Source organism: Paraglaciecola aestuariivivens (genome assembly GCF_052983255.1).
In genome coordinates, this window is sequence record NZ_JBRKBA010000010.1 from 38,590 (window position 1) to 60,292 (window position 21,703).

Below are 21,703 nucleotides of genomic sequence, written 5' to 3' on the forward strand. Positions count from 1 at the left end.
TTTTATTGGTACAAAGCTAAGCTTTGAGAGGCATGTAATTCTTTCGAATTACATCATGCCGCCCATGCCGCCCATTCCACCCATGCCGCCCATATCAGGCATAGCAGGTGCGGCTTCATCTTTTGGTGCATCAGCAATCATAGCTTCAGTGGTAATCATCAAGCTTGCGATTGAAGCGGCAAATTGTAACGCTGAACGAGTCACTTTAGTTGGGTCAAGAATACCCATTTCTAACATGTCACCGTAAGTGTCATTGCCGGCATTGTAACCATAGTTACCTTCACCATTTTTCACTGCGTTTGTCACTACAGACGCTTCTGCACCAGCATTCGCTGCGATTTGACGTAAAGGTGCTTCCATGGCACGAAGTGCTAACTTAATACCGTGAGTTTGGTCTTCGTTGTCGCCTGTTAGGCTAGCAATTTTAGACGCGGCACGTACTAGTGCTACACCACCACCTGCTACTACGCCTTCTTCAACTGCGGCGCGAGTGGCGTGAAGTGCATCTTCAACACGGTCTTTTTTCTCTTTCATTTCAACTTCAGTAGCTGCGCCAACTTTAATAACAGCTACGCCACCAGCTAGTTTAGCTAAACGTTCTTGAAGTTTTTCTTTGTCGTAGTCAGAAGTTGACTCTTCGATTTGAGCTCGAATTTGTGCAACACGTGCTTGAATTGCATCTTCTTCACCGGCACCGTCAACAACAGTAGTGTTATCTTTGTTGATAACTACACGTTTTGCTGTACCTAGGTCTTCAAGCGTGACTTTTTCTAGTTCTAAGCCGATTTCTTCAGAAATCACAGTACCACCTGTTAAGGTTGCAAGGTCTTGAAGCATGGCTTTACGACGGTCACCAAAGCCTGGTGCTTTAACCGCAGCAACTTTAACTATACCGCGCATGTTGTTCACTACTAAAGTCGCTAGGGCTTCGCCTTCAACGTCTTCTGCAATAATAAGCAGAGGCTTAGAGGCTTTAGCAACAGCTTCTAGTGTAGGAAGTAATTCACGGATATTTGATACTTTTTTATCAACCAAAAGAATAAATGGAGAGTCTAGTTCAACTGTGCCATTTTCTTGGTTGTTCATGAAGTAAGGAGATAGGTAACCACGGTCAAACTGCATACCCTCAACCACTTCTAATTCATTTTGAAGTGATTGACCTTCTTCAACAGTAATAACCCCTTCTTTACCTACTTTATCCATTGCTTTAGCAATTAGATCGCCAACTTCTGAATCAGAGTTTGCTGAGATGGTACCAACTTGCGCAATGGCTTTGCTGTCGGCACAAGGTACTGATAAAGCTTTTAACTCTTCAACGGCGGCAACCACTGCTTTGTCGATACCACGTTTAAGATCCATGGGGTTCATGCCGGCTGCAACAGACTTAAGTCCTTCAGTTACAATAGCTTGGGCTAAAACAGTGGCTGTAGTGGTACCGTCACCGGCTTCGTCATTTGCTTTAGACGCCACTTCTTTTACCATTTGTGCGCCCATGTTTTCGAATTTATCTTCTAATTCGATCTCTTTAGCTACAGATACACCATCTTTAGTGATAGTGGGTGCACCAAATGATTTGTCTAAAACTACGTTACGACCTTTAGGACCTAAGGTTACTTTTACTGCGTTAGCAAGAACATTTACGCCTGCTAGCATTTTTACGCGAGCGTCATCAGAAAATCGTACTTCTTTAGCTGCCATGATAATTATTCCTCTAAAATTTTGTTAATGGATGGAGTTATTCAACTACTGCTAAGATGTCGCTTTCGCTAAGGATAAGCACTTCTTCGCCATCTAACTTTTCAGTTTTTACGCCATATCCATCGTTAAAAATTACGATGTCGCCAATTTTAACGTCGACCGCTTTTACGTCGCCGTTGTCAAGCACACGACCATTACCTACGGCAATCACTTCACCGCGGGTAGATTTTTCTGCTGCAGAGCCTGTCAATACAATGCCACCTGCCGATTTGCTTTCTTGTTCGTGACGCTTAACGATAACGCGATCGTTTAAAGGACGAATTGCCATTTTCAAATCTCCTGAAAATTCCAATGTTAATGTTGTTTTAATGCCTTTTTAACTAAGGCGCTAATTGAGCAGAAGAACTTTCACCTGCTCAGAATTCTATAAGTAGAACGTGGTTCTGCGTGCAGAGATGGGGTTAGTCAGATTGATCTCAAGGTTTTTTTTAGAAAAAATTCAAATAAATAGCATTTAAGCTGAAAAGCAGGTTTGCCAGCGCAAATTTTGAGTTTAATTGAAGTTAATTTAGGGGCAAAGTAACTGTGGGGCTTTTATTGCTTTTTGCCTTACTTCACTACATCTACTTGGTGAAATTCAGCCCGCTCTTGCATAAAGCCAGAGCTTTTTAATTGTTTTAATGAAAGTTCTAACAAAGGTACTAAGTCAGCATGTTTTTTATTTAAATAAATATATAAATTAAACGAACTTAGAGGAGGGCTATAAATGCTTAACTGTTGGGTAAACTCAGATTGGGCAAGTAAATTAGTGGCCACGCTCTCAAACATTATGGCGTAATCTACTCTTTCCTTTAGCAGCATTTCTAGAATTTGCTGGTTGCTGGCTATTGGTACTCGATTTTGCTCAAGAGTATGTTTGCGGATGGTTTTTGAACCGCGTAAATAGGCGATCCTTGGCAAGCCTTGGTTTATGCTGTGCCAATTTAGTGGCTGAGGTAGCTTTTTGCTTTTAAGGCTTACCACTACTAAGTGTGTTAAAGCTACGGGCTCTTTTACTATTAGGTAGTTTTGAGAGTCATGATTGTTGACTTCATGAAAATTGGCTACTCGAGAAAGATCCCCATCTATTTGCCCACTATTAACTAATAAAATAATTCGGCTTCCGGCCATTTCTTCTACTTGTGCTTCGATTGAATAGGGCTTTAACGCTGCTTGAATCACATCGGTTAGATATAAACTTAGTGGTGGCCGGGTATGAGTGGCAAACAATAATTTGCCTTGCGCGGTATGACTAAAAAACGCCAGAGACAATAATGCCATGCTTAATAAAGTTAGGCGTTGAATCATGCTAAATGTTCTTTCTCTATTCTAGATAGGTTGCACCCATTTAAGAATACAAATACTAAGCTGTCAAATTAGTTTTGGTTAAAAATACTCCCATCTTAGATGTACCTATCGAACCCTTAAAGTTATTAAGTTACATACCTAAGTATCGACTGGCAGATTGGTTTATTTTTTTCTATAGGCTCTAATAGCTTCATCGAGTTGCTCCACAGCGGATGCAACAACACTAATATTAAAATGAGAATTTAACCATGTTGAAAATTGTTAAAACATCTATCGCCCTTGCTACTCTTTCTTTATTCACAGCTGGTCAAGCCCAAGCTGATGTAGGTGAAGCTTTGCAAAATATTTGCACTATAGTGAAAGCAGATGACAAAGGTGAATTACGTAAAAAAATGAAACGTGTGCAGTCTGATTATCGTCTTAAGTTAAAAGACTACTACACAGGTGTATCTTGTGGCGGTAACAGCTTAATACGTACTGCCATGTTAAGTAACGCGGTAGAAACCGGTACCTTAATGATTAAAAAAATGCCAAAAAGTGATTTGAGCTCGCCAGAGAAAGATGGCAAGACAGTGATTGCTTGGGCAGCAGAAAACGGCTTAGATAGTTCTCCTATAGTAGAAGTATTAAAAGCGCGTATCTAATTGTTCCTGAGAACATAAAGTTCAACATGGAGGGTAGTGTTTAGTTGGCCAACAACCAAATGCTTACCTTAGAAAACGGCCTCTTATGAGGCCGTTTTTTATTGGGCGATTTATAACCTTAGGTAGAAGGATTTAGCAGGCAAACTTGCTATGTGAATGATTTACCCTTACTTTGCAGCTAAATTATCTTTCACATTTTGTATTGGTTTTTATGCTTAGCTCAATAGAGGGCTTTATTCTTACTACCCGAGTGGTTGAATACCATGGTCAGCAGTGTATTGAAGTTTGGTTTCTAAGTGATCAAGGACCAATAAAAGGGTTTACACCAGCACAAGCTGGATTGTTCTTTATTTGCCAATCTGAGCAAAATAAAGTTGCTGATTTATTCTCTCAACATAAGATTGCTTATCAATACAAAGCCCTTGAGTTAAAAACCTTCGAGCAACAAGCTATTGCAGGTTTGTATTTTTCAAGCAGCAAAGCGCTGTTTAAAGCCAAAGAATTACTCAATCAACACAAAATCACCACTTATGAGCAGGATATTAGATTAACCGATAGGTATTTAATGGAACGCTTTGTTTATGCCAGTGGCAGTTTTAGCGGGATCCAATCTCAAGCTAGGCATGCTAAAGGGACTAAGGCCACTCTTGAGCTAAGCCGATTACAAGTTAAACCCAGCCAATATCAACCTAAATTTAGGTTGTTGTCTATTGATATAGAGTGCAGCGAAAAAGGCCAGTTATTTTCAATAGGCTTAGCATCAGAGAACTTTAACTTAGTGTTGATCATTGGCCAGCCGCAACCAACTTCGCATAATTGGATCAAGTGGGTAGCAAACGAAAAAAGCTTATTACAAACTTTTGTGGCAGAACTCACTAATTTTGATCCAGATATTATTATTGGTTGGAATGTGGTGAATTTTGATCTGCGTTTGCTGATCAAGCGTGCTGCTTTATACAGGGTTAAGTTAACCTTAGGCAGAGATAATCAAGCAATAGTGTGGCGCGATGCCAGAAACGAAGTGAATCAGGGTTATGTGTCTATGCCAGGCAGAGTGGTAATTGATGGCATAGACGCATTAAAAACCGCAACCTATCAGTTTTCCAGTTTTAGCTTAGAGCATGTGGCGCAAAGCTTATTAAATAAAGGCAAGCTAAGTGAAAATATAGAAAATAGATTGGCTCAAATAGAACACGATTTTGTGCACGATAAAATCAAGTTAGCCCAATACAATCTACAAGATTGTCGGCTAGTGTTGGAGATTTTTGCCCAGACTAAAGTGTTAGACTTTTTAACTTTGCGTAGCCAATTAACTGGCTTAGAGTTAGATAGAATGGGCGGCTCGGTCGCGGCCTTTATTAATTTATATTTGCCAAAGTTGCATCGCGCAGGATATGTATCACCTAACCGCCCAATGGATGGTGGCTTAGCAAGCCCTGGTGGCTATGTGATGAATTCCAAGCCAGGCCTATACAAAAATGTGTTAGTGCTGGATTTTAAAAGTCTGTACCCCTCTATTATTCGTACCTTTAAAATTGATCCATTGGGCTTAGTTGAAGGTTTACTTGCCCCAGAGCAGGCCATTATTGGGTATAAAGGCGCAATGTTTAGTCGAGATAAGCATTTTCTGCCAGATATTATTACCTCCTTATGGCAACAACGTGATGAGGCTAAACTTCATCAGGATGGGCCGCGCAGTCAAGCTATTAAAATTCTGATGAATTCTTTTTATGGGGTACTAGGTTCGGGAGGATGCCCGTTTTACGATACCCGTTTAGCTAGCTCAATTACTATGCGCGGTCACGATATTATGCAAACCACTGCACAATGGATAGCGCAAGCCGGCTATCAGGTCATTTATGGTGACACAGACTCTACCTTTGTATGGTTAGATGGTGAGTACACTGAAGCGCAAGCGCAAAAAGTGGGTCATGAGTTAGCCTTATCTATTAATCAGCAATGGCAGCAAAAAATCAAGCAAGAGCATCAGTTGGCTTGCCATTTAGAAATAGAATTTGAAACCCACTTTAGTCAATTTTTAATGCCTACCATTAGAGGATCTGAGCTAGGCAGTAAAAAGCGTTATGCTGGCCTTAAAAGTACTAAAGCGGGTGAAGAATTAGTATTTAAAGGCTTAGAAACTGTACGTTCTGATTGGACTCAACTAGCCAAAGACTTTCAATTAACCTTATATCAATTGGTGTTTGCTAGGCAAAATGTGCAAGACTTTTTAATCGACACCTTGGCGAAAACCCGCTCAGGGCAGCTAGATGAGCAATTGGTGTATCGTAAACGCATAAGACGAAATTTGGCACAGTATGTTAAAAATGTGCCTCCGCATGTTAAGGCCGCACGCCTAGCGGATCAAAAAAACGCTGAGCTGGGTAAGCCTTTAAAGTATCAAAATAAAGCTTGGATCAGTTATGTGATAACGACTAATGGGCCAGAGCCAATTGAATATTTAACTAGCCCGATAGATTACGAGCACTATGTAGACAAACAGATTAAACCCATAGCTGAAGGGATTTTACCTTTTATTGGATTATCTTTTGAAAATTTGACCAGCCAACAAATGGGTTTATTTTAAGCAGAATTGAAAAAGCGAGTAAGGCTAGGCTTACTCGCCTATAGGCCGTTATTTTTGTTTAACTAACCAACTGATTAAATCAACCATGTCATCTGGGGTCATGTCACGGGTAAAAGTGGGTTGGTACTTATCGTTCACTATAATAGTAGGTACACGTCTTACACCACTAGCTTGCTTGTCATTCTTGGCCACTTGGCTACGAATGCCAAAGCTGTTTAGCATTTTTTCTAATTGTGCTTGATCAGCTCCAGTGCTTTTGTACACCTCTAATAAATCTTGTTTATTAACTATTTTTTTACGCTTTTGATGGATGGCGTTAAATAATGCTTGGTTAAATTGAGCATCTGTATTTAGAGCTTTTGCAGCCAACATAATAGCAGTGGCATCATTTTGGGTTTGTTTTGAAGTGCTGCCGTTAAAGTTTACATGGACTTTTTCGAATGGCACATTGTCGGGCAAGGCACTTTTAATTTGTGGCACTAAGGTTTCAAAGGCATTACAAGCAGGACACCAGTAAGAAAACACTTCTTTAACATTTTGTTTGGCGCTGGCATGTTCGGCAATAACAATATAGTGGGTGCCTTCTTGCCACTTAGATTGAGCAGCTGTGGTTAAAGAGATAAACAGGGCCGATAAGGCAACTAAGGTAAAACGCATAAAATTCTCTCAAATAAAAATTAGTTCAAACAGATAAGCCAGTAGCTTAATGCTACTGGCCTTTAGCTTATTTTTTGTTGGTTAAAAATACAACTAAATCAATCATGTCTTGGGTAGTCATATCGCGGGTGAAGGTAGCTTGGTATTTACCATTAACAATAAAGTTAGGCACACCACTTATGTGTTTTCTATAGTCGCTAATGGTTTTGTTGTTTAACTTTACCTGGCTATTTACCGCAAAGCTTTTAGCCGTTTTGTCAAAATCTTCTGGTGATACACCATTGATGACAAAAATGTTTCTTAAGTCTTTCAGGCTGGTAATAGCAGAGTTAGACACATGTAAATACTTAAAAATCGCTTGGTTAAGTTCTTCACTTTGATTCAAGGTACGGCCGATCATCATGGCTTTAGTGGCTTCATCTTGAATGGCTGGACTAGTAAAACCCATAAAGTTCACATGGACTTTTTTAAATTCAACATCTTCTGCTAGCTTACTTTTGATTTCTTTAACCAGCGGCTCAAACTGATAACAGTGAGGGCACCAAAAAGAAAAGAATTCTAATACTTGTTTTTTTTCTGTGGCTTGGTCGGCGATCACTCTATAGTGGGTGCCTTCGCGCCACTTTTCTTGCGCACATGCTTGTAAAGGCAATAAAAAACTAAGTAATGCAATAGTCAGGATTTTTTTCATATTTAACAGCGTCTCTAGTAATAACAATCTTGCTCTAACGTTATCATAGCTAAGCAACAATACCGATAGTGAATGATTGTGTTCTTTGTAAATGAGTGTGAATACAGTGCTTTATATAATGTGGCGAGCTAAAAATCAAAAAGGTCGCCTTATTTTTAAGGCGACCTTTTTAAATTAAACAATAAAACTAGAGTTAAAACACGTAATTTACCGCGAATCTAACTAGGGTGGCATCGGCTGTCTCTATTAATTCGTCATCGTATTTACTCAAGTCGGCTTTGAGCGCTACATTGGTATCCATGTCGTAGCGCAAGCCTAAGGTCATAATATTATACTTACTAGCAAAAGCTTGCTGAACACCTGTTACAGCCGCTCCCACAGGCCCTTGAAAAGGCGCGGGTAAGGCCGCTACTTGGTCTAGAAAACGAATATCTGCATCACCATCAAAAACTTCATAAGTCATAGAAGGAGTAAACTTACCCGAACGTAAACCGGCAGTCACATAATAAGCAGTATCTTTAGGCGAGAAAGATTCTTCTATGTTTACCTCTGTTACTTCGGCACTAACAAACCAGTCAAACTGATCCACTTCAAGTCCTAAACCATAAAAAGTGCCAGTGTCGCCATCTATACGTAGTAAATCGGCAATGTTAGCCGGAAGTTGAGCGAAGGTGACTTCTAAGGCCGCTGGCGTAAAGTAAGTGGTTCCGCGTCCTGCTACAGCCCGAATTTTAAACCAGTCGTAAGTCGCCTCTGCCGTTAAAATTGCAGAATCTTCGGTGTTTAAATCCACAGGTGTGACACCACCTTGGCCGTCACTAATATCAATACTGCTATTAATTGTGCCTATACCAAGTTGCAAACCGTATTCCCAATCACCGGTATAGTTATTGTAATCTAACCTCAGTCCTTCAAGATTGTTGAATGCCACGTCATATACAGAGCGTGGCGCATTCACCCAATGGTATGAGTAGCCTACATCTTTTGATGAAGAGTAACGGAATAACGGCACTCGCAACCTACCTGCAGAAATGCTCAGGTTATCTGTGGCTTGATAAGAAATATAAGCCCACTCAAAATCGGCTTGGTAATCTTGATTGCCTTTAGCCACAATTTGTCCAGTGGCCGTCATTTTATCATTAATGTCACCACTGACTTGAATGGCAAACAAGCTTTCTTCAGAAAAGCTGATGCTATCGTCGTAGCCATATAACGTTTCATCAGAACTGGTAATGCCACCAATAAAATTTGCAAAGCCGTTGATTCTAATTTCAGCTTGGGCAGTGAAAGTGCTGGCAGTGATTGCCACTAAGATAAGTAATTTTTTCATGTTCATGCTCCTAATTAATTCAACGAAACGACTTTTACGGCATCTGTTACAGATCCACTATCTATATAACCAATGGCATTTTGGTTGTTGGCAACAATGTCGAGTACTGCTGCATCGTTGTCTAACTCTTTAGGAGGAATGCCTTTACCAGTAAAGACTAACTTAGACCAGTAAGCGGCTATTTGGGTTGAACTGCGGCCCAAGGTGTCTGTGTCAAAGCTACTGCGTAGGGCATTAGCTGTGGTCTGATTCACAGGTAATGCTTCTTTTCCATTTGAAAACTTTTTTTCTTTACCCAAAAAGATCCTTTGTACTGACTTTTTCGAAATTTCGGCATCGTTGCTTGGGTGCACAACTATGACTAATTCAGCATAAGAAAAGAATGAAATGACCCAACCCAGAAGGATCCCAGCCAGAAGTTTAGTCACGCTTTGATAGTTCATGTTTGATACCTATATGACGCTTTATTTAGTATGGAAATTTATAGCTATAAACTGATTTATTGCTAAATTTCGTTTTCCTTTTTTCTCAATTAAATGTGAATTTCATCCATGGAAAACAGAGAGTTAGTATGAATTTGTACCGACACTGCAAATTTAGTTGTTAGGTAAAGATTATAGGTATGCTTTTGATTGCCTACTAACAACCTTGTAGCCCTTTACTCTTTTAACAATCTAAACTGAAAGCCTAATACATATAGAAGTGTAGTAGATTTGTTGGGCCATGCTTTAATTTGCGTGTGAGTGCTTAAATGGCTATAAAACTAGCGGGGGTTCGTGCAGCGCAGAAAACTGTTCTTTTAATCCAAGAATTTGTTGTTCCCAATACTTACCTTCAGCAAACCACGGAAAAGCTTGTGGAAAAGCTGGATCTTGCCAACGTTTTGCTAACCAAGCCATATAATGAACCATACGCATGGCCCGCAAGGGCTCTATTAAGCTTAACTGACTGCTATCAAAAGGATTAAACTCTTCGTAAGCACAGACTAAAGTGTCCATTTGTATAAATTGCTGTTGACGATCTCCCGACAGCATCATCCACAAGTCTTGAATGGCAGGGCCGGTTCGACAGTCATCTAAATCGACAAAAGTTGGGCCATCGCGCCATAAAATATTGCCAGGGTGACAATCGCCATGCAGGCGAATACTAGTATGAGCACTAAATTTTTGCTGAGTTAACTCTATTACCTGTTTTAAAATAGTAAAAAAAGCGGTGTGCAAATGTGTCGGGATCAACTGGCTTGTAAGTAATCTTTGTTCGGGCTCGAGCAAGTGTTCTTGAATGTTTAAACTAGGTCGGTGCACAAAGTTTTGGCTTTTAGCTACCGCATGGATACGGCCAATAAATCTGCCCATCCACTCTACTTGATCTAAATTATCGACTTCAAATTGGCGGCCGCCTACAGAAGGAAAGAGCGCAAAATAGAAACCTTGATGACTATGTAAACTTTGCCCTTGAAATTTAAGCGGCGCCACTACAGGAATTTCATGGGCAGCCAATTCCATTGAAAAATCATGTTCTTCTTGTATTTGGGCTTGGCTCCAACGCTGTGGTCGATAGAACTTAGCCACATAACGTTGACTATTTTCTGCCACAAATTGATAGACCCTATTTTCGTAACTATTGAGGGCTAATAAGCCTGACTCTACTCGTATATCAATAGACTCAAGGGCATCTAAAATTAAATCTGGGGTGAGGCCTGAAAAATCAAAATGGCTCATAAATCTGGGTACACAAATTTGCTCAATTGTTTTACCTCAATTGGGTTTTCAGCTTGGTTGATAGACTTAACCAAAAAGTGAAATTCAGTGACTTCTTGAGTGAGTTTATCAGGATTAATAGCAATGCTAATGGGTAGGTTAAATACTTCTCCCCCAGCTACTAAAGCTTGGTCTTCACCTATATAAACATGGCCATCTAAATCTATTACTGACACTTGGTACCTTTGGCTGATTTGTGACTTATTTAAAATTTTAACGGTAAACACATTCTCGATTAGGCCATTGCCGGTTTCTCGGTACATAGGCACTCTGTCTTTAATCACATCCACTTCAAGTGGGCTTCGGGTCATAATTTCAAACACTAATAGACCTAGCATTAATAGCAATACAGTTGCATAACCAATTAATTTAGGTCTAAGGAGTTTAGTTTGGCCGCCTGCCAGTTGAGTTTCAGAGGTAAAACTGATTAAGCCTTTGGGATAATTCATTTTTTCCATCACACCATTACAAGCATCAACACAAGCACCACAATTAATACATTCGTATTGCAAGCCGTTTCTAATGTCTATGCCTGTAGGGCACACCTGAACACACAAGTTGCAATCAATACAATCACCTAGGCCTTGTGCATGGTTTTCCTCAGCTGTGGCTTTTCTACCTCTGGGGCCGCGTGTTTCACCCCGCGTTTTGTTATAGGCCACAGTAAAAGTGTCTTTATCAAACATGGCAGATTGAAAACGCGCATAAGGGCATATGTGAGTACACATAATTTCACGCATCCAGCCTGCGTTTCCATAGGTACAGGCGGTAAAAAATAAAACCCAAAATACCAGCCAGAAACTTGAGTTAAAGGTAAAAAAGTTGACAAATAATTGGTCAATAGGAGTGAAGTAGCCAACAAAAGTTAAAGAAGTAAATAACGCTACTGCTACCCAGGCCAAGTGTTTGGTGGTTTTTCGCCAAAATTTATCAAAATCCATTTTGCGTTGATCTAACTTCATACGCTTGTTGCGACTGCCTTCAATTTTTTCTTCAAACCAAATATAGATAAAAGTCCAAGTGGTTTGTGGGCACATAAATCCGCACCATACGCGGCCAGCAAAAGAAGTTACAAAAAACAGGGCAAAGGCAGCAACAATTAGTATCCAGGCTAACAGGGTTAAATCTTGTGGCCAAAGAGTTAGGCCAAAAATATTAAATCTTTGTGCGGCTAAATCAAAAAGTATCGCTTGTTGCTGATTAAATTGCAGCCAAGGCAGTATTACAAAAATACCTAAAAACAGTAACCCAAAAAAACGTCTAATATTTTCTAACATGCCAGTTACGGCACGTACATAGATCCTACTTCTAGGAGTATAGGAATTATCATGTTTGCTTTTATCTGGGCGATGAACTTTAACGGGAGAGATGATTTTTACCGGAATGCGGTCACTCATTAGATGTCCTTAAATTTCTAAAAGCAATAGCCTATAAAGCCGCATTATTATATCAGTAAGTTAGGCTTACTGCTTTACCCTGTATGAGTTATTTAGAAAATTTGCTGTTGTAGCAGTGTTATCCTTAGTTATTAGAATACATAACCAATCTTGCTTTTGACTTGGCGATTTTCGCGTATTATCAAGGAATGAAGATCCCTTAGGTATATTAGAGAATGATGTTATGTTTCGTTTTGTAGTGGTTAGTTTTGAAATTTTGGCTTTGATTATGGTGTTGCGCAGCGACTTTGTGCAGTACTGGCTGTCTGACTTGCAAACTAGTGCATCGCAATGGATGGATCAAGTTGCTAATGTTGTAGAAAACCAACAATTGTCTGAATTTAGAGAAGATATAAAAAACTATTCGCAAAATCTAAAACCGGCTCAAGAAGAGTACATAGATAAAATTACCGAAAATAAGGCGCAGTTAACTCGTTTTAACCAACACTATTGTGTGGCTGGCGATAAAAACCCTTTTATATACGGAGTAAATTTACGTTATTTGTGTAGCGAAATTCAGCGTAAAAAAATAATCAAAGAGGTGGTTTAAAACGGGTTAGGTAAAGCTATAACAAACTTAGCGCCGCCTAAACTCGAATCTGTGACATAACAACGGCCCTGATGCCAATCGATAATTTTTTTCACTATAGCTAAGCCCAAACCTGCTCCTCCTTTTTGCCTATCACGACTTTCATCAGGACGAAAAAACGCTGAAAATACTTTTTCACGCATGGCTTGACTCACACCTTCTCCATCATCTTCTACACTGATTTCAATTTCTTTGGCCAGTTGTGTTATGTGCAATTTGATTGTGCTGTGGGCATAACGTTGAGCATTTACCACTAAATTTTGAATGGCTCTTTCGATAAAATGTTCGTCGGCTAATACATGTGCATCATCGCCGCTAACAGTGACAGTTAATTCGGTAAAGTCCTGAGTCTTTAAGCGTTCAATAAGCTGTTGGCATAAGCGTTTAATGGGAATTTCAGACAAATTCATTTCTGGGATCTGTGCGTCTGTACTGGCGTAATCCAACATTTCTTGAACTAATTGTTCCAACTCATTGACATCTTTTTGCATGTCTTGCCATGTGGCGCTTTGTGCCGAGGGTTGCATAGCTAGGGCGAACTTTAATCGTGCTAAAGGTGTACGAAACTCATGGGTGACAGCCCCACTTAACTCTTTTTGGCTTTTGATCAGTTGGCTGATTTGTTGGCTCATGTTGTTAATTGACTGAGCTATGGGATAAATCAAAGATGCTTTGCCTATAGTGTTTTTGGCTAGGCTGCCATCTGGCAACACATTTGAAGTGCATTGTTCGAGTTTACGCAAGTCGCGCCACAATGGCCAAATCCACAGTGCAATGACACAACCTAATAACACAAAAAAAATCAGGCTATACAGCATAAATTTTTGGTTATCTAAGTTGTTTAAAGGCACAGTTACCGCTAGCAGTTGTTGGGGCTGATGTAATAAATAGATATGTTGGTTTATATCAGCATCATTAACTACTATGGCACGGCCATCGTTAAGTAAGTTAAGTTGTTCTTTTGTCCAGGCGATATCTTTGGGTGATAATAACTGGTAGGAAAGAGGTAGTGCTTCAACCGCTTTTAATAAGTCGGCTGGTTGTTGATTTAGGCTTTCTAAGGCCGATTTGAGGATCTGGGTTTGAGAAAAATCGTTTTGATTAAAAAACACCTGATCTAAAGCTGCACTTAACCCCACTAATGCCAGTGCAATAAATAAATATAAACTGATAAAAAGTCTGGCCATATAAAACTAGTCGTCCCAAGCATCGGCGACAAAAAAGAAACCTTTTCCCCAAATGGTTTTTATGCGGTAGGGGTGTTGGGCATTATCTTTAAGCTTTTTACGTAAGCGCGAAATTCTCACATCTGCACTTCTATCTAAACCGTCATATTCGCGGCCAATGACCTCAGTGTATAAAGTGGAACGTTCAATTAACTTAGAGGGATTTTCTGCTAGCTTCCACAACATATCAAATTCATGACTGGTAAGTTGTACGTCTTGGCCTTTTAAGTAAGCACAGCGGGTCGCGCGATCTATTACTAATTGTCCGTACTGCAGTTTTTCTGGTTGATTTAAAGCTTTAGCTGTTGGCTTGTTGCGCCTTAATAACGCATTAATACGCGCTAATAAAACTCTGGGCTCTACAGGTTTAATAATATAGTCGTCTGCGCCAATTTCTAAACCAAAGACTTGATCAAAATCGTCATTTTTAGCCGTCATGAATAACAGAGGACCAGAGTAATGTGGGCGAATTTTACTACACAAGCTAAAACCATTTTCGCCGGGTAGCATGACATCTAACAACACTATATCGGGAGTAGAGGTTTGAATACGTTGCAATAAATTCTCGCCATTTGATAAGCGCTCAACCTTAAATTGATGCTCTTTTAAAAACTGACAAATTAAATGGCTTAGACGATCGTCATCTTCAACCAATAACACCCTTTTGTTCAAAATAGGCTCCATGGTGCACGAACCCTCCTGCGCAAGTGAGTAGACTCAAGATATTTAATTTTTAACTGTTTAGACAATACGGTTTTGTGGGCTGCATCTTTTAGTTCTAGAGTGGCATTTTGTTTGATAGTTAAAGCAATTTCTTGTGGAAAATATGCCCGTTTCGAACAACGAATAAGCGCATCTTCAAGAAACAAACAAAAGGTTTCTTGGGGTAAGTGATGGGCGTCAATTTTAATTAGCATCTCGCACACATCACCTATGTTTTGCACTACACAAATACTAGGTTGAAGATCCCATTTTGGTGCTTGAGCAAAAGTATTCTGAGCGAAAAAAGTCGCTAGAAAAACGACAAATATTTTCAATTCTCTGGCCTGTTAGAAACGATACGCCACACCCACAAATAGTTTGTTGATACTATTTTCCTTAATTAGTGGACTGGCAGTTAATGAATCAGGTAATACCCTATGCTGCATTTGCGCAATCCACGACCATTTTTCATTAATAGGCTTGAGTAAATTTAATCCAATAAAGTGCTGCCAACCTGCTTGCCCATTAAAATGAAATTGGCGTAAATCTGTATCTTGTTTTGAAACACCATAATAATAATCGATTAATTGCCGGCTTTTCCAGTGACTACCAAGTTGTAAAGTGATTTGGGTTTGTTGGAATTGCCAATGATGTTGATAGCTAAGGCTGAGTTTATTACCTTGATGTACCTGGCTGATATCTTGCTCAACACTTAACGCCCACTCGCCATTTATGGTGTAATAATGCCCACGAAGTCCAGCATTTATTGCCCAATCTCGTTTATTAATTTGATTTATAGATAGGCGCGCCTGAGGTGGTGTGGGTAATTGATTATCTGCGCCACTGGGGAATAAATTATCAGAATTAAACAATAAATTGGCGGGGTGCACAAAGCTAAAAAATGCGCGCTCTTCGTCTAAGCGAAGAAAGCTTTCAAAGGCAAAGTTAGTTTGTGAATACCATTGGTAACCTAACTCGCCATTGTCAAAATAAGCCTTGTCACCGTACCAAGCTAAGTCTAACAAAGCGACTAAAGGGATATTATCGCCATCTACTAAAGGATTGGTTTTTACACCTAGCCCAAATGCCACACTGAGGTGCCAAGAACTTTTATTTACACAGCCTTCATTTTCACTGCATGCCAAAGCATTAGCAGAGCTAAGTAGACAGGTAAATAGCAGAATTTGACAGCAGAGTTTGTACAATGATTACAGCCACTAATGATTGAATAGGGCTAGCCTAGCAGAGTTTTAGATGGGCACAAAACAGGATTACAATTATTCACAAATAGAGGCAAATTCGATCATATTAAAACCCCTGAATTGGCTACAATTTAGCCTGTTAGAGTTTATCTTATAGGGGTAAATATGATTGGTCTTAACAAGTATCTAAAACAAAGCAATATGAAGCTGTTGTGGGTTGGTCTATTTAGCCTAGGGTTGATTGCCTGTTCAGGAGACAAAGATAGCGACTTAAACGAGGCGAATAGTGAAAGGCCGCGCCAAATACCAGAGCTTAACCCTGCTGGGGTGATAGATGGTCCTTTAGTAAAAGCTGGGCAAAAGTCGGTTCGCCAGTTTTTAATTAACGGTATTTTTTCTGCCAGTTTAGCGCAATCGACTGGAGATACCGAAAACATATCGCAGCCGACTCCTACTCAATCTCCCCTAAGAGCCGAATTTTCCACTACTAATACTCAAGAAATGGGAGTAGATGAGGCAGATAGAATAGAGTACGACGGGAATATCTTGTACCTAGCTAACCATAGACAGTGGTACGGTCAAGAGCCGTCTACTGCGCAAGTTCGGGTGTTAGAGCGGCTCAGTGACTTTTCGTTAAATCAGCTAGCAGAGTTGTCTTTAACAGATGAACAAGGCAATATCGAAGGGCTCTACTTAGCTGAAAACCGTTTAGCCGTACTCAGCGTTAATGCGCCTCTTTACAGTTTTGATATTTTACCTTTAGTGCCAGACCCTTGGCAGCCTAACAATCAAAAGTTTGCAATCGATATTTATGACACCCAAACACCAAGTAACCCTTTACTAGTTAGCCAAATTCAACTGGATGGGGCGCTGGTATCAAGTCGTCGCATAAACAACCATTTGTATGTGGTTAGCAGTTATACCGCCCATGTCGAAGGCTTAAACCCCAATGCTAAAACCGATCAGGAGTTATTAGCCAACTTTTTAGCTATTTGGGATACACCCGATTCAGACTTAATGCCAAAAATCTATATAGATGGGGATAAGGGCCAAGCACTCAACTTACCTGAAGATTGTGCCATACCGCAAAATGCCAGTGAAAAAGATGGCTATGCGCAATTACTCAGTATTGTACGGATAGACTTGAGCCAGCCAAACGACTACCAAGCCACTTGTATTAGTAGCATGGCGCATGCCTTGTACATGTCGTTCAACAATCTATATATCAGCGCTGCAATAGATAACCACACTTTATTGCACAAAGTTGCTTTGCAAGATAATTTGCCCTATCAAGCCACTGGCAAAGTTAGTGGTCAAATATTTGGACGTGGACCTGCCAACTTAAGACTGAGTGAGTTTCAAAATCACTTACGTGTGGTTACCAGTGATTACGCCAGTGGCGAGCCTGAACACAAACTGTTTATTTTGGCTCAACAAGGCAATCAATTAAGCCCTATTGCAACTCTGCCAAATGATGCGGCGCCTGAGCCTATAGGCAAACCCGGCGAAGATATTTATGCGGTTCGATTTTTTGCTGATAAAGCTTACATAGTGACTTTTGAACGCATAGATCCACTATATGTGATTGATTTATCTAATCCTCAGCTGCCTAACGTAATAGGAGCGTTGGAAATTCCGGGGTTCTCCAGTTATTTGCACCCATTAGCCGGAGGTTATTTGTTAGGGGTTGGGCAGCAAGTAAACAGCATGAATATTGGTGAAGACGGCGAAGCCACTTCACAGCCTGTGACACCTGAGGGCATGAAAGTCAGTTTGTTTGATATCACCGACCCAGCAAACCCTACAGAAGTAGCTAGTATAGTGAAACCCGATAGTTATACTCCAGTAGAGTACGACTATAGAGCTTTGTCGGTGCGCTATTCACAAGACTTTTACCAATTTGCCTTGCCCCTAGAAAGCTGGCAGCAAACAGACTCTGAAAGGCAAGGTTTTTGGACTGCTAGCAACAGTTTGTTATTGTTAGAAGTCAGTACTGAACATCATAAACCTAGCTTAACTGAACGCGCCGTTATTAGCCCGCCTGTTTCTGCGCAGCCCTATATTCATGGATGGCAAGATAGAAGTGTTATCCATGGCCAGAATGTTTATTATGTAAGAGGAAATCAGGTTTGGCAGAGTGTTTGGGAAGATAACCCAGAAATGTATGGTCCTTATTAAGGTAAGCTTTCTAATTCAGTTTGTATTCAGCATAAAAAACCATACTTAGCATTAGAGAAAGTAAGAGGTGAAATTATGAAAATCAAAATTACCGCCATAGCAGCAGTGTTATCTTTACACTTTGCAGGCGCTACAGTAGCGCAGCCTGCATTAGAAATTGAATGGCAAGAGCCAAATAAATTTACTGATGTAAAACCCACTAACCAAACGCGCAAACGTTTTATTAAATCTACCTTAAATGAACTTGAAGAGTATCTGCAGTCATTGGTGGTTATGTTGCCAGCTGAGCATAAATTAGTCATGAAAGTGACAAACTTAGACTTAGCAGGACAGGTGTGGCCAGCGTCTTTTGTGGGAGTCGGTAGCGTTTCGACTGATGTTCGAATTGTAAAAAATATCGATATTCCGCGTATTCACTTTAGCTATCAATTAATTGATGGCCAAGGGCAACAGATCAAACAAGCTGAGGTGGATTTAAAAGATATGTCATTTTTAGACCGCTCGAATCGTTTGTTTAAAAACGACAGCTTAAAGTACGAAAAAAACATGCTGAAGCGTTGGTTTGAGAAAGAGTTTGAGCAACAGCTAAAACCTAAACAAGAGACTAGCGAATTAGCAGCGAATTAACCCCAGCTAATGGGATTATACATACACCTTATAGGTGTTTTTACCCGCTGCCTTAGCTGCATACAGAGCTTCGTCGGCTTGCTGTAATAACATCTCAGGTGTGGTGTTGTTATCTGGACGAGAAAAGGCAATACCAATGCTAAGGGTAATATAAGCTGTAACATCGCTAAAAGAATGAGGTAATCGTTCGGTTTGCAGCGCATCTACTATTTTTTGTGCAAATTTTTCGGCACTGGCTAATTCTGCGTGTGGCAAGATACAAATAAATTCTTCACCCCCGTATCTTGCTACAAAATCACTTTCTCTTTGTAATATATTAGAGAGTATATCAGCCACACTTTTTAAGCAGTTATCTCCTGCCATATGGCCATAGTTGTCGTTATAAAGTTTAAAGTTATCAATATCCATTAATAACACAGCTATGGGCATCTTTTGCCTTTTAGCTAATTCAATATCATGCTCTAAACGAATGTCTAGGGCTCGACGATTAGCAATGCCGGTTAAGCCATCTAACATTGATAATTCTTCTAATGCTTGCTTTTGCTGCTCTATAGTATGAGTAAACTCTCTAAAGGTATGAGCTAAATCAGTAATTTCGTCATTGCCATGTATAACAACGTCACATTCATCCCCTAGAGCTTGATTACGCACCATTTGGTTGACTATTCTTAAGCGTTTTAATACACGGCGTTGGAATAAAATAATGATACTTAATAAAAATATTACTCCGCCTGCTAATACATAACGCATAAGCTGAGTTTCTTGCTCCAAATCACTCACTGAATCAGCTACTTGTTGGGTAATGTTTTGTTCGGTTTCGTTTGAGATGTAACCTAAATGTGCTACATAGTCTTCGATTAAGTGATGCACAAAGTTACCGCGCCCCGTTACTCGCCCTTGTAATTGTAAAATTTGAATTTTTAAATCTGCTAGACCATCTTTGCCAAATACCAAAGTACGTAACTCTTGGATCATATGTTGTTGCATGGGTTTTAGTTCATTTTGGCTTTTAACCCTATCTAAATGGTCTAATTGAGCTTCTAGTTGTTTAAACAAAAGTCGAACTTGTTGCAAACGCGCTTCATCTAAAGCTTGCTTAGTATTTAACAAAGCTTGTAGGTAGTCGATTAGCCAGTCTGATGATGAAAACTGCTGAACATTTGAGGCCTGAATTCCTAGTAATGAGATCTTGCCTTTAAGGGTGCGCATTTTTTCTTTTAAGGCTAATAAATTGCCAACTAAAACCGAGAATTCATCTAGTTCAAGGTGAATGGTGTCTAATTGAATATCTAAAAATTCATTGGCGTCTATGGCTTTTACTGCAAGATTTATGGCATCTAAATTAGCATTTAGCTGTTTTTCAACTAAGCGCTTAGAGGCATAAGAAGTCGATTGAGATAATAGCTCGGTAGACTCAAGTAAACGAGCAGATTGATTAAACAAATGGCTAGTGCTAATTAAATTTGGTAAAGCATGATTAGAAAACTTTACCAATACAGTCTCAAAATTTAATAAACGACTAAAGGTAAAATAACTTAACAATACAAAGACCACAAAAATACCGGCCAAGCCTGCACTGAAGACTTTAAATAATGACACCCGCGCTTTTTTGGTAGGTTGTTGCATGGCCATTAGTCTATCCGTTTAATTCTATTATCTAGTTTAGGTGCAAGGTGCTTTTGCCTTTGAATTGCACGAATAATTAAATCAGAGATTAATGGCGCAGCTTGAGAAGACAATTCGACTTTAGTGGCGTTTGTCAGCATATCAAATCCATCCCCACCGTTTGCTATATAGTTTGATGTGGCAACAGTGTAGGTTTGGGTTAAATTAAGAGGTTGCCCATTGACCAAAATATTTTGAGTTCGCTGTCCAATAGGATTGTTCAAAGAATAACTAAAACTTAACCCTGAGACTTGTAAAAATCTACCTTTAGCGGTTTCCACTGCGCTTACTGAGTTTTCTAAGGCTTGTTTAAGCTGAGCACCGGTTATTTGGACGACGGCGAGGTAGGTTCTAAAAGGCAACTCAGATGCTATATCACGGCGAGTAATAGCCGTACCTTGTGCATAGCTTTTGTTGCCTCTTATTACGCCGCTATTAATTAAACCAACATCTGCTTTGGCAAAATTTTTCATGGTATCGGCAATAAAATTACCAAACGGCATTTCTTCGGTACGTATGCGTTCGCGGTCGGTGTTAATGGTTGTATTTAATACCCCAATTTTTTGTTCAAGCAATCGATTGAGTCTTTGTTCGTATTCAGTAACTAACTTGGCGGTATCAGACTGATGACTTAACTTATCTAAGGAAATATCCTGCTGTTCCACTACTAAGTTGTTTTTTGCAGTGTTGCCTTGCCAGACTAATTTGAGCACTGTAATAGGATTGTCATAAGACACAGTAAAAATATTATTCGACTCTTGATGTAAAAGAGGGTCGGCAGAAATGGGAGACACTTGTAAAGCTAAATCAATTTTTTGCTCTGCTAATAAGGTCTGATAATAATCGCGGTCTTTTGAATACACCAAAATGATTAACTCCGCGCCTTTTTGTTTAAGCTGGGTAATTTGTCGATTAATAATTTGCTGCGGTTCAAATACGTCCACTCTTTTTAATAAGTACTCTTCTACTACTTCTTCATCAAGAATGGCGATAAAGCCTATTTGCATGTTTTGTTTTTCGATCACTATGCTGGATAACACACCCTCTAAATTTGAATTGATTAAGGGGTCGTACAAATTGCCAGTGACTATAGGAAACGCGGCTTCATAAGTGCGTAAAGTTAATTCGTCTTCATAATAACTAAACTCGCGTTTAGTCAAAGTCATCAAATCGGGCTCTAAAGTATTAAGAATATCAATGATATGAGAGCCTCTGTCTAAGCTAGACAAAGGGCTAGGTCCTAGGCTGCCACCGGTAAATGCAAATAAAGTAGAATCAGGCTGTGATCTTAGTTTATTTAAAACTTCAGCTAAATCTGAATAGGAACCGTTAGAAGTATTGCTAATGTCTGGCATATTGCCAGC

20 protein-coding genes are annotated in these 21,703 nt (G+C 39.7%); 5 read left to right on the forward strand and 15 right to left on the reverse strand.

Annotation, left to right across the window (positions count from 1 at the left end; genetic code table 11):
• Positions 1-48 precede the first annotated feature (48 nt).
• From groL to ACVCDT_RS13910, 3 genes are all read right to left on the reverse strand, one after another.
• Complete coding sequence (gene groL / locus ACVCDT_RS13900) at positions 49-1,698, reverse strand: chaperonin GroEL (protein ID WP_447133393.1); 1,650 nt, start codon at positions 1,696-1,698, stop codon at positions 49-51.
• A gap of 37 nt (positions 1,699-1,735) precedes the next feature.
• On the reverse strand, positions 1,736-2,026 hold the full coding sequence (locus tag ACVCDT_RS13905; RefSeq protein ID WP_007622844.1) for a co-chaperone GroES: 291 nt from the start codon (positions 2,024-2,026) through the stop codon (positions 1,736-1,738).
• Positions 2,027-2,307: 281 nt separating this feature from the next.
• The gene (locus tag ACVCDT_RS13910; protein ID WP_447133394.1) at positions 2,308-3,045 is read right to left on the reverse strand and encodes a substrate-binding periplasmic protein; all 738 of its coding nucleotides are present in this window, start codon (positions 3,043-3,045) and stop codon (positions 2,308-2,310) included.
• A gap of 248 nt (positions 3,046-3,293) precedes the next feature.
• Here ACVCDT_RS13910 and ACVCDT_RS13915 point away from each other — a divergent pair, with 248 nt between their 5' ends.
• Positions 3,294-3,689 (forward strand): DUF3718 domain-containing protein, encoded by a 396-nt coding sequence (locus ACVCDT_RS13915; RefSeq protein WP_447133395.1) that lies wholly within the window; start codon positions 3,294-3,296, stop codon positions 3,687-3,689.
• 211 nt (positions 3,690-3,900) lie between these two features.
• Complete coding sequence (locus tag ACVCDT_RS13920) at positions 3,901-6,276, forward strand: DNA polymerase II (RefSeq protein WP_447133396.1); 2,376 nt, start codon at positions 3,901-3,903, stop codon at positions 6,274-6,276.
• Positions 6,277-6,324: 48 nt separating this feature from the next.
• Here the strand turns inward: ACVCDT_RS13920 and ACVCDT_RS13925 are convergent, their stop codons facing one another.
• From ACVCDT_RS13925 to ccoG, 6 genes are all read right to left on the reverse strand, one after another.
• Positions 6,325-6,933 carry a thiol:disulfide interchange protein DsbA/DsbL gene (locus ACVCDT_RS13925; protein WP_447133397.1) on the reverse strand — a complete coding sequence of 203 codons (609 nt, stop codon included), beginning with the start codon at positions 6,931-6,933 and terminating at the stop codon, positions 6,325-6,327.
• A gap of 67 nt (positions 6,934-7,000) precedes the next feature.
• Positions 7,001-7,624 carry a thiol:disulfide interchange protein DsbA/DsbL gene (locus tag ACVCDT_RS13930; RefSeq protein ID WP_447133398.1) on the reverse strand — a complete coding sequence of 208 codons (624 nt, stop codon included), beginning with the start codon at positions 7,622-7,624 and terminating at the stop codon, positions 7,001-7,003.
• A 193-nt stretch (positions 7,625-7,817) separates the two neighbouring features.
• Positions 7,818-8,954, reverse strand: coding sequence for a porin (locus tag ACVCDT_RS13935; protein ID WP_447133399.1), 1,137 nt, complete (start codon positions 8,952-8,954; stop codon positions 7,818-7,820).
• Between the two features lie 14 nt (positions 8,955-8,968).
• Positions 8,969-9,397, reverse strand: a complete 429-nt coding sequence (locus tag ACVCDT_RS13940; RefSeq protein ID WP_447133400.1) for a type 2 periplasmic-binding domain-containing protein — start codon at positions 9,395-9,397, stop codon at positions 8,969-8,971.
• A gap of 312 nt (positions 9,398-9,709) precedes the next feature.
• Entirely contained in the window at positions 9,710-10,675 is a 966-nt protein-coding gene (locus ACVCDT_RS13945) for a serine/threonine protein kinase (protein WP_447133401.1), read from the reverse strand.
• The gene (gene ccoG / locus ACVCDT_RS13950) at positions 10,672-12,111 is read right to left on the reverse strand and encodes a cytochrome c oxidase accessory protein CcoG (RefSeq protein ID WP_447133402.1); all 1,440 of its coding nucleotides are present in this window, start codon (positions 12,109-12,111) and stop codon (positions 10,672-10,674) included. Before ccoG ends, ACVCDT_RS13945 begins: the two co-directional genes overlap by 4 nt.
• A gap of 223 nt (positions 12,112-12,334) precedes the next feature.
• On the opposite strand from ccoG, the gene ACVCDT_RS13955 reads away from it, so the two are divergent.
• Positions 12,335-12,700, forward strand: a complete 366-nt coding sequence (locus tag ACVCDT_RS13955) for a hypothetical protein (RefSeq protein WP_447133403.1) — start codon at positions 12,335-12,337, stop codon at positions 12,698-12,700.
• Here ACVCDT_RS13955 and ACVCDT_RS13960 read toward each other — a convergent pair.
• Genes ACVCDT_RS13960 through ACVCDT_RS13975 form a run of 4 tightly spaced genes read right to left on the reverse strand, consistent with a single transcriptional unit; the run spans position 12,697 to position 15,758 of the window.
• Entirely contained in the window at positions 12,697-13,926 is a 1,230-nt protein-coding gene (locus ACVCDT_RS13960; RefSeq protein ID WP_447133404.1) for an ATP-binding protein, read from the reverse strand. The genes ACVCDT_RS13955 and ACVCDT_RS13960 overlap by 4 nt on opposite strands.
• A 6-nt stretch (positions 13,927-13,932) precedes the next feature.
• Complete coding sequence (locus ACVCDT_RS13965) at positions 13,933-14,637, reverse strand: response regulator (RefSeq protein ID WP_447133405.1); 705 nt, start codon at positions 14,635-14,637, stop codon at positions 13,933-13,935.
• A complete protein-coding gene (locus ACVCDT_RS13970) occupies positions 14,634-15,002 on the reverse strand; it encodes a DUF3019 domain-containing protein (RefSeq protein WP_447133406.1) in 369 nt (122 codons plus the stop codon). Before ACVCDT_RS13970 ends, ACVCDT_RS13965 begins: the two co-directional genes overlap by 4 nt.
• 12 nt (positions 15,003-15,014) lie before the next feature.
• Positions 15,015-15,758, reverse strand: coding sequence for a MipA/OmpV family protein (locus ACVCDT_RS13975; protein WP_447133407.1), 744 nt, complete (start codon positions 15,756-15,758; stop codon positions 15,015-15,017).
• 276 nt (positions 15,759-16,034) lie between these two features.
• Here ACVCDT_RS13975 and ACVCDT_RS13980 point away from each other — a divergent pair, with 276 nt between their 5' ends.
• Both ACVCDT_RS13980 and ACVCDT_RS13985 read left to right on the forward strand, forming a co-directional pair.
• Positions 16,035-18,047, forward strand: a complete 2,013-nt coding sequence (locus tag ACVCDT_RS13980) for a beta-propeller domain-containing protein (protein ID WP_447133408.1) — start codon at positions 16,035-16,037, stop codon at positions 18,045-18,047.
• Between the two features lie 75 nt (positions 18,048-18,122).
• Positions 18,123-18,674 carry a DUF3016 domain-containing protein gene (locus tag ACVCDT_RS13985; RefSeq protein ID WP_447133409.1) on the forward strand — a complete coding sequence of 184 codons (552 nt, stop codon included), beginning with the start codon at positions 18,123-18,125 and terminating at the stop codon, positions 18,672-18,674.
• Positions 18,675-18,689: 15 nt separating this feature from the next.
• Here the strand turns inward: ACVCDT_RS13985 and ACVCDT_RS13990 are convergent, their stop codons facing one another.
• Both ACVCDT_RS13990 and ACVCDT_RS13995 read right to left on the reverse strand, forming a co-directional pair.
• Entirely contained in the window at positions 18,690-20,300 is a 1,611-nt protein-coding gene (locus ACVCDT_RS13990; protein ID WP_447133410.1) for a diguanylate cyclase, read from the reverse strand.
• 5 nt (positions 20,301-20,305) lie between these two features.
• On the reverse strand, positions 20,306-21,694 hold the full coding sequence (locus tag ACVCDT_RS13995) for a bifunctional metallophosphatase/5'-nucleotidase (protein WP_447133411.1): 1,389 nt from the start codon (positions 21,692-21,694) through the stop codon (positions 20,306-20,308).
• Positions 21,695-21,703 lie beyond the last annotated feature (9 nt).

Coding starts and splice junctions, on each gene's coding strand:
- ACVCDT_RS13915 (WP_447133395.1), top strand. CDS start 3,294: ATGTTGAAAATTGTTAAAACATCTATCGCCCTTGCTACTCTTTCTTTA.
- ACVCDT_RS13980 (WP_447133408.1), top strand. CDS start 16,035: ATGATTGGTCTTAACAAGTATCTAAAACAAAGCAATATGAAGCTGTTG.
- ACVCDT_RS13935 (WP_447133399.1), bottom strand. CDS start 8,954: ATGAAAAAATTACTTATCTTAGTGGCAATCACTGCCAGCACTTTCACT.
- ACVCDT_RS13985 (WP_447133409.1), top strand. CDS start 18,123: ATGAAAATCAAAATTACCGCCATAGCAGCAGTGTTATCTTTACACTTT.
- ACVCDT_RS13920 (WP_447133396.1), top strand. CDS start 3,901: ATGCTTAGCTCAATAGAGGGCTTTATTCTTACTACCCGAGTGGTTGAA.
- ACVCDT_RS13905 (WP_007622844.1), bottom strand. CDS start 2,026: ATGGCAATTCGTCCTTTAAACGATCGCGTTATCGTTAAGCGTCACGAA.
- ACVCDT_RS13930 (WP_447133398.1), bottom strand. CDS start 7,624: ATGAAAAAAATCCTGACTATTGCATTACTTAGTTTTTTATTGCCTTTA.
- ACVCDT_RS13955 (WP_447133403.1), top strand. CDS start 12,335: ATGTTTCGTTTTGTAGTGGTTAGTTTTGAAATTTTGGCTTTGATTATG.
- ccoG (WP_447133402.1), bottom strand. CDS start 12,111: ATGAGTGACCGCATTCCGGTAAAAATCATCTCTCCCGTTAAAGTTCAT.
- ACVCDT_RS13940 (WP_447133400.1), bottom strand. CDS start 9,397: ATGAACTATCAAAGCGTGACTAAACTTCTGGCTGGGATCCTTCTGGGT.
- ACVCDT_RS13945 (WP_447133401.1), bottom strand. CDS start 10,675: ATGAGCCATTTTGATTTTTCAGGCCTCACCCCAGATTTAATTTTAGAT.
- ACVCDT_RS13910 (WP_447133394.1), bottom strand. CDS start 3,045: ATGATTCAACGCCTAACTTTATTAAGCATGGCATTATTGTCTCTGGCG.
- ACVCDT_RS13925 (WP_447133397.1), bottom strand. CDS start 6,933: ATGCGTTTTACCTTAGTTGCCTTATCGGCCCTGTTTATCTCTTTAACC.
- ACVCDT_RS13995 (WP_447133411.1), bottom strand. CDS start 21,694: ATGCCAGACATTAGCAATACTTCTAACGGTTCCTATTCAGATTTAGCT.
- ACVCDT_RS13990 (WP_447133410.1), bottom strand. CDS start 20,300: ATGCAACAACCTACCAAAAAAGCGCGGGTGTCATTATTTAAAGTCTTC.
- ACVCDT_RS13960 (WP_447133404.1), bottom strand. CDS start 13,926: ATGGCCAGACTTTTTATCAGTTTATATTTATTTATTGCACTGGCATTA.
- groL (WP_447133393.1), bottom strand. CDS start 1,698: ATGGCAGCTAAAGAAGTACGATTTTCTGATGACGCTCGCGTAAAAATG.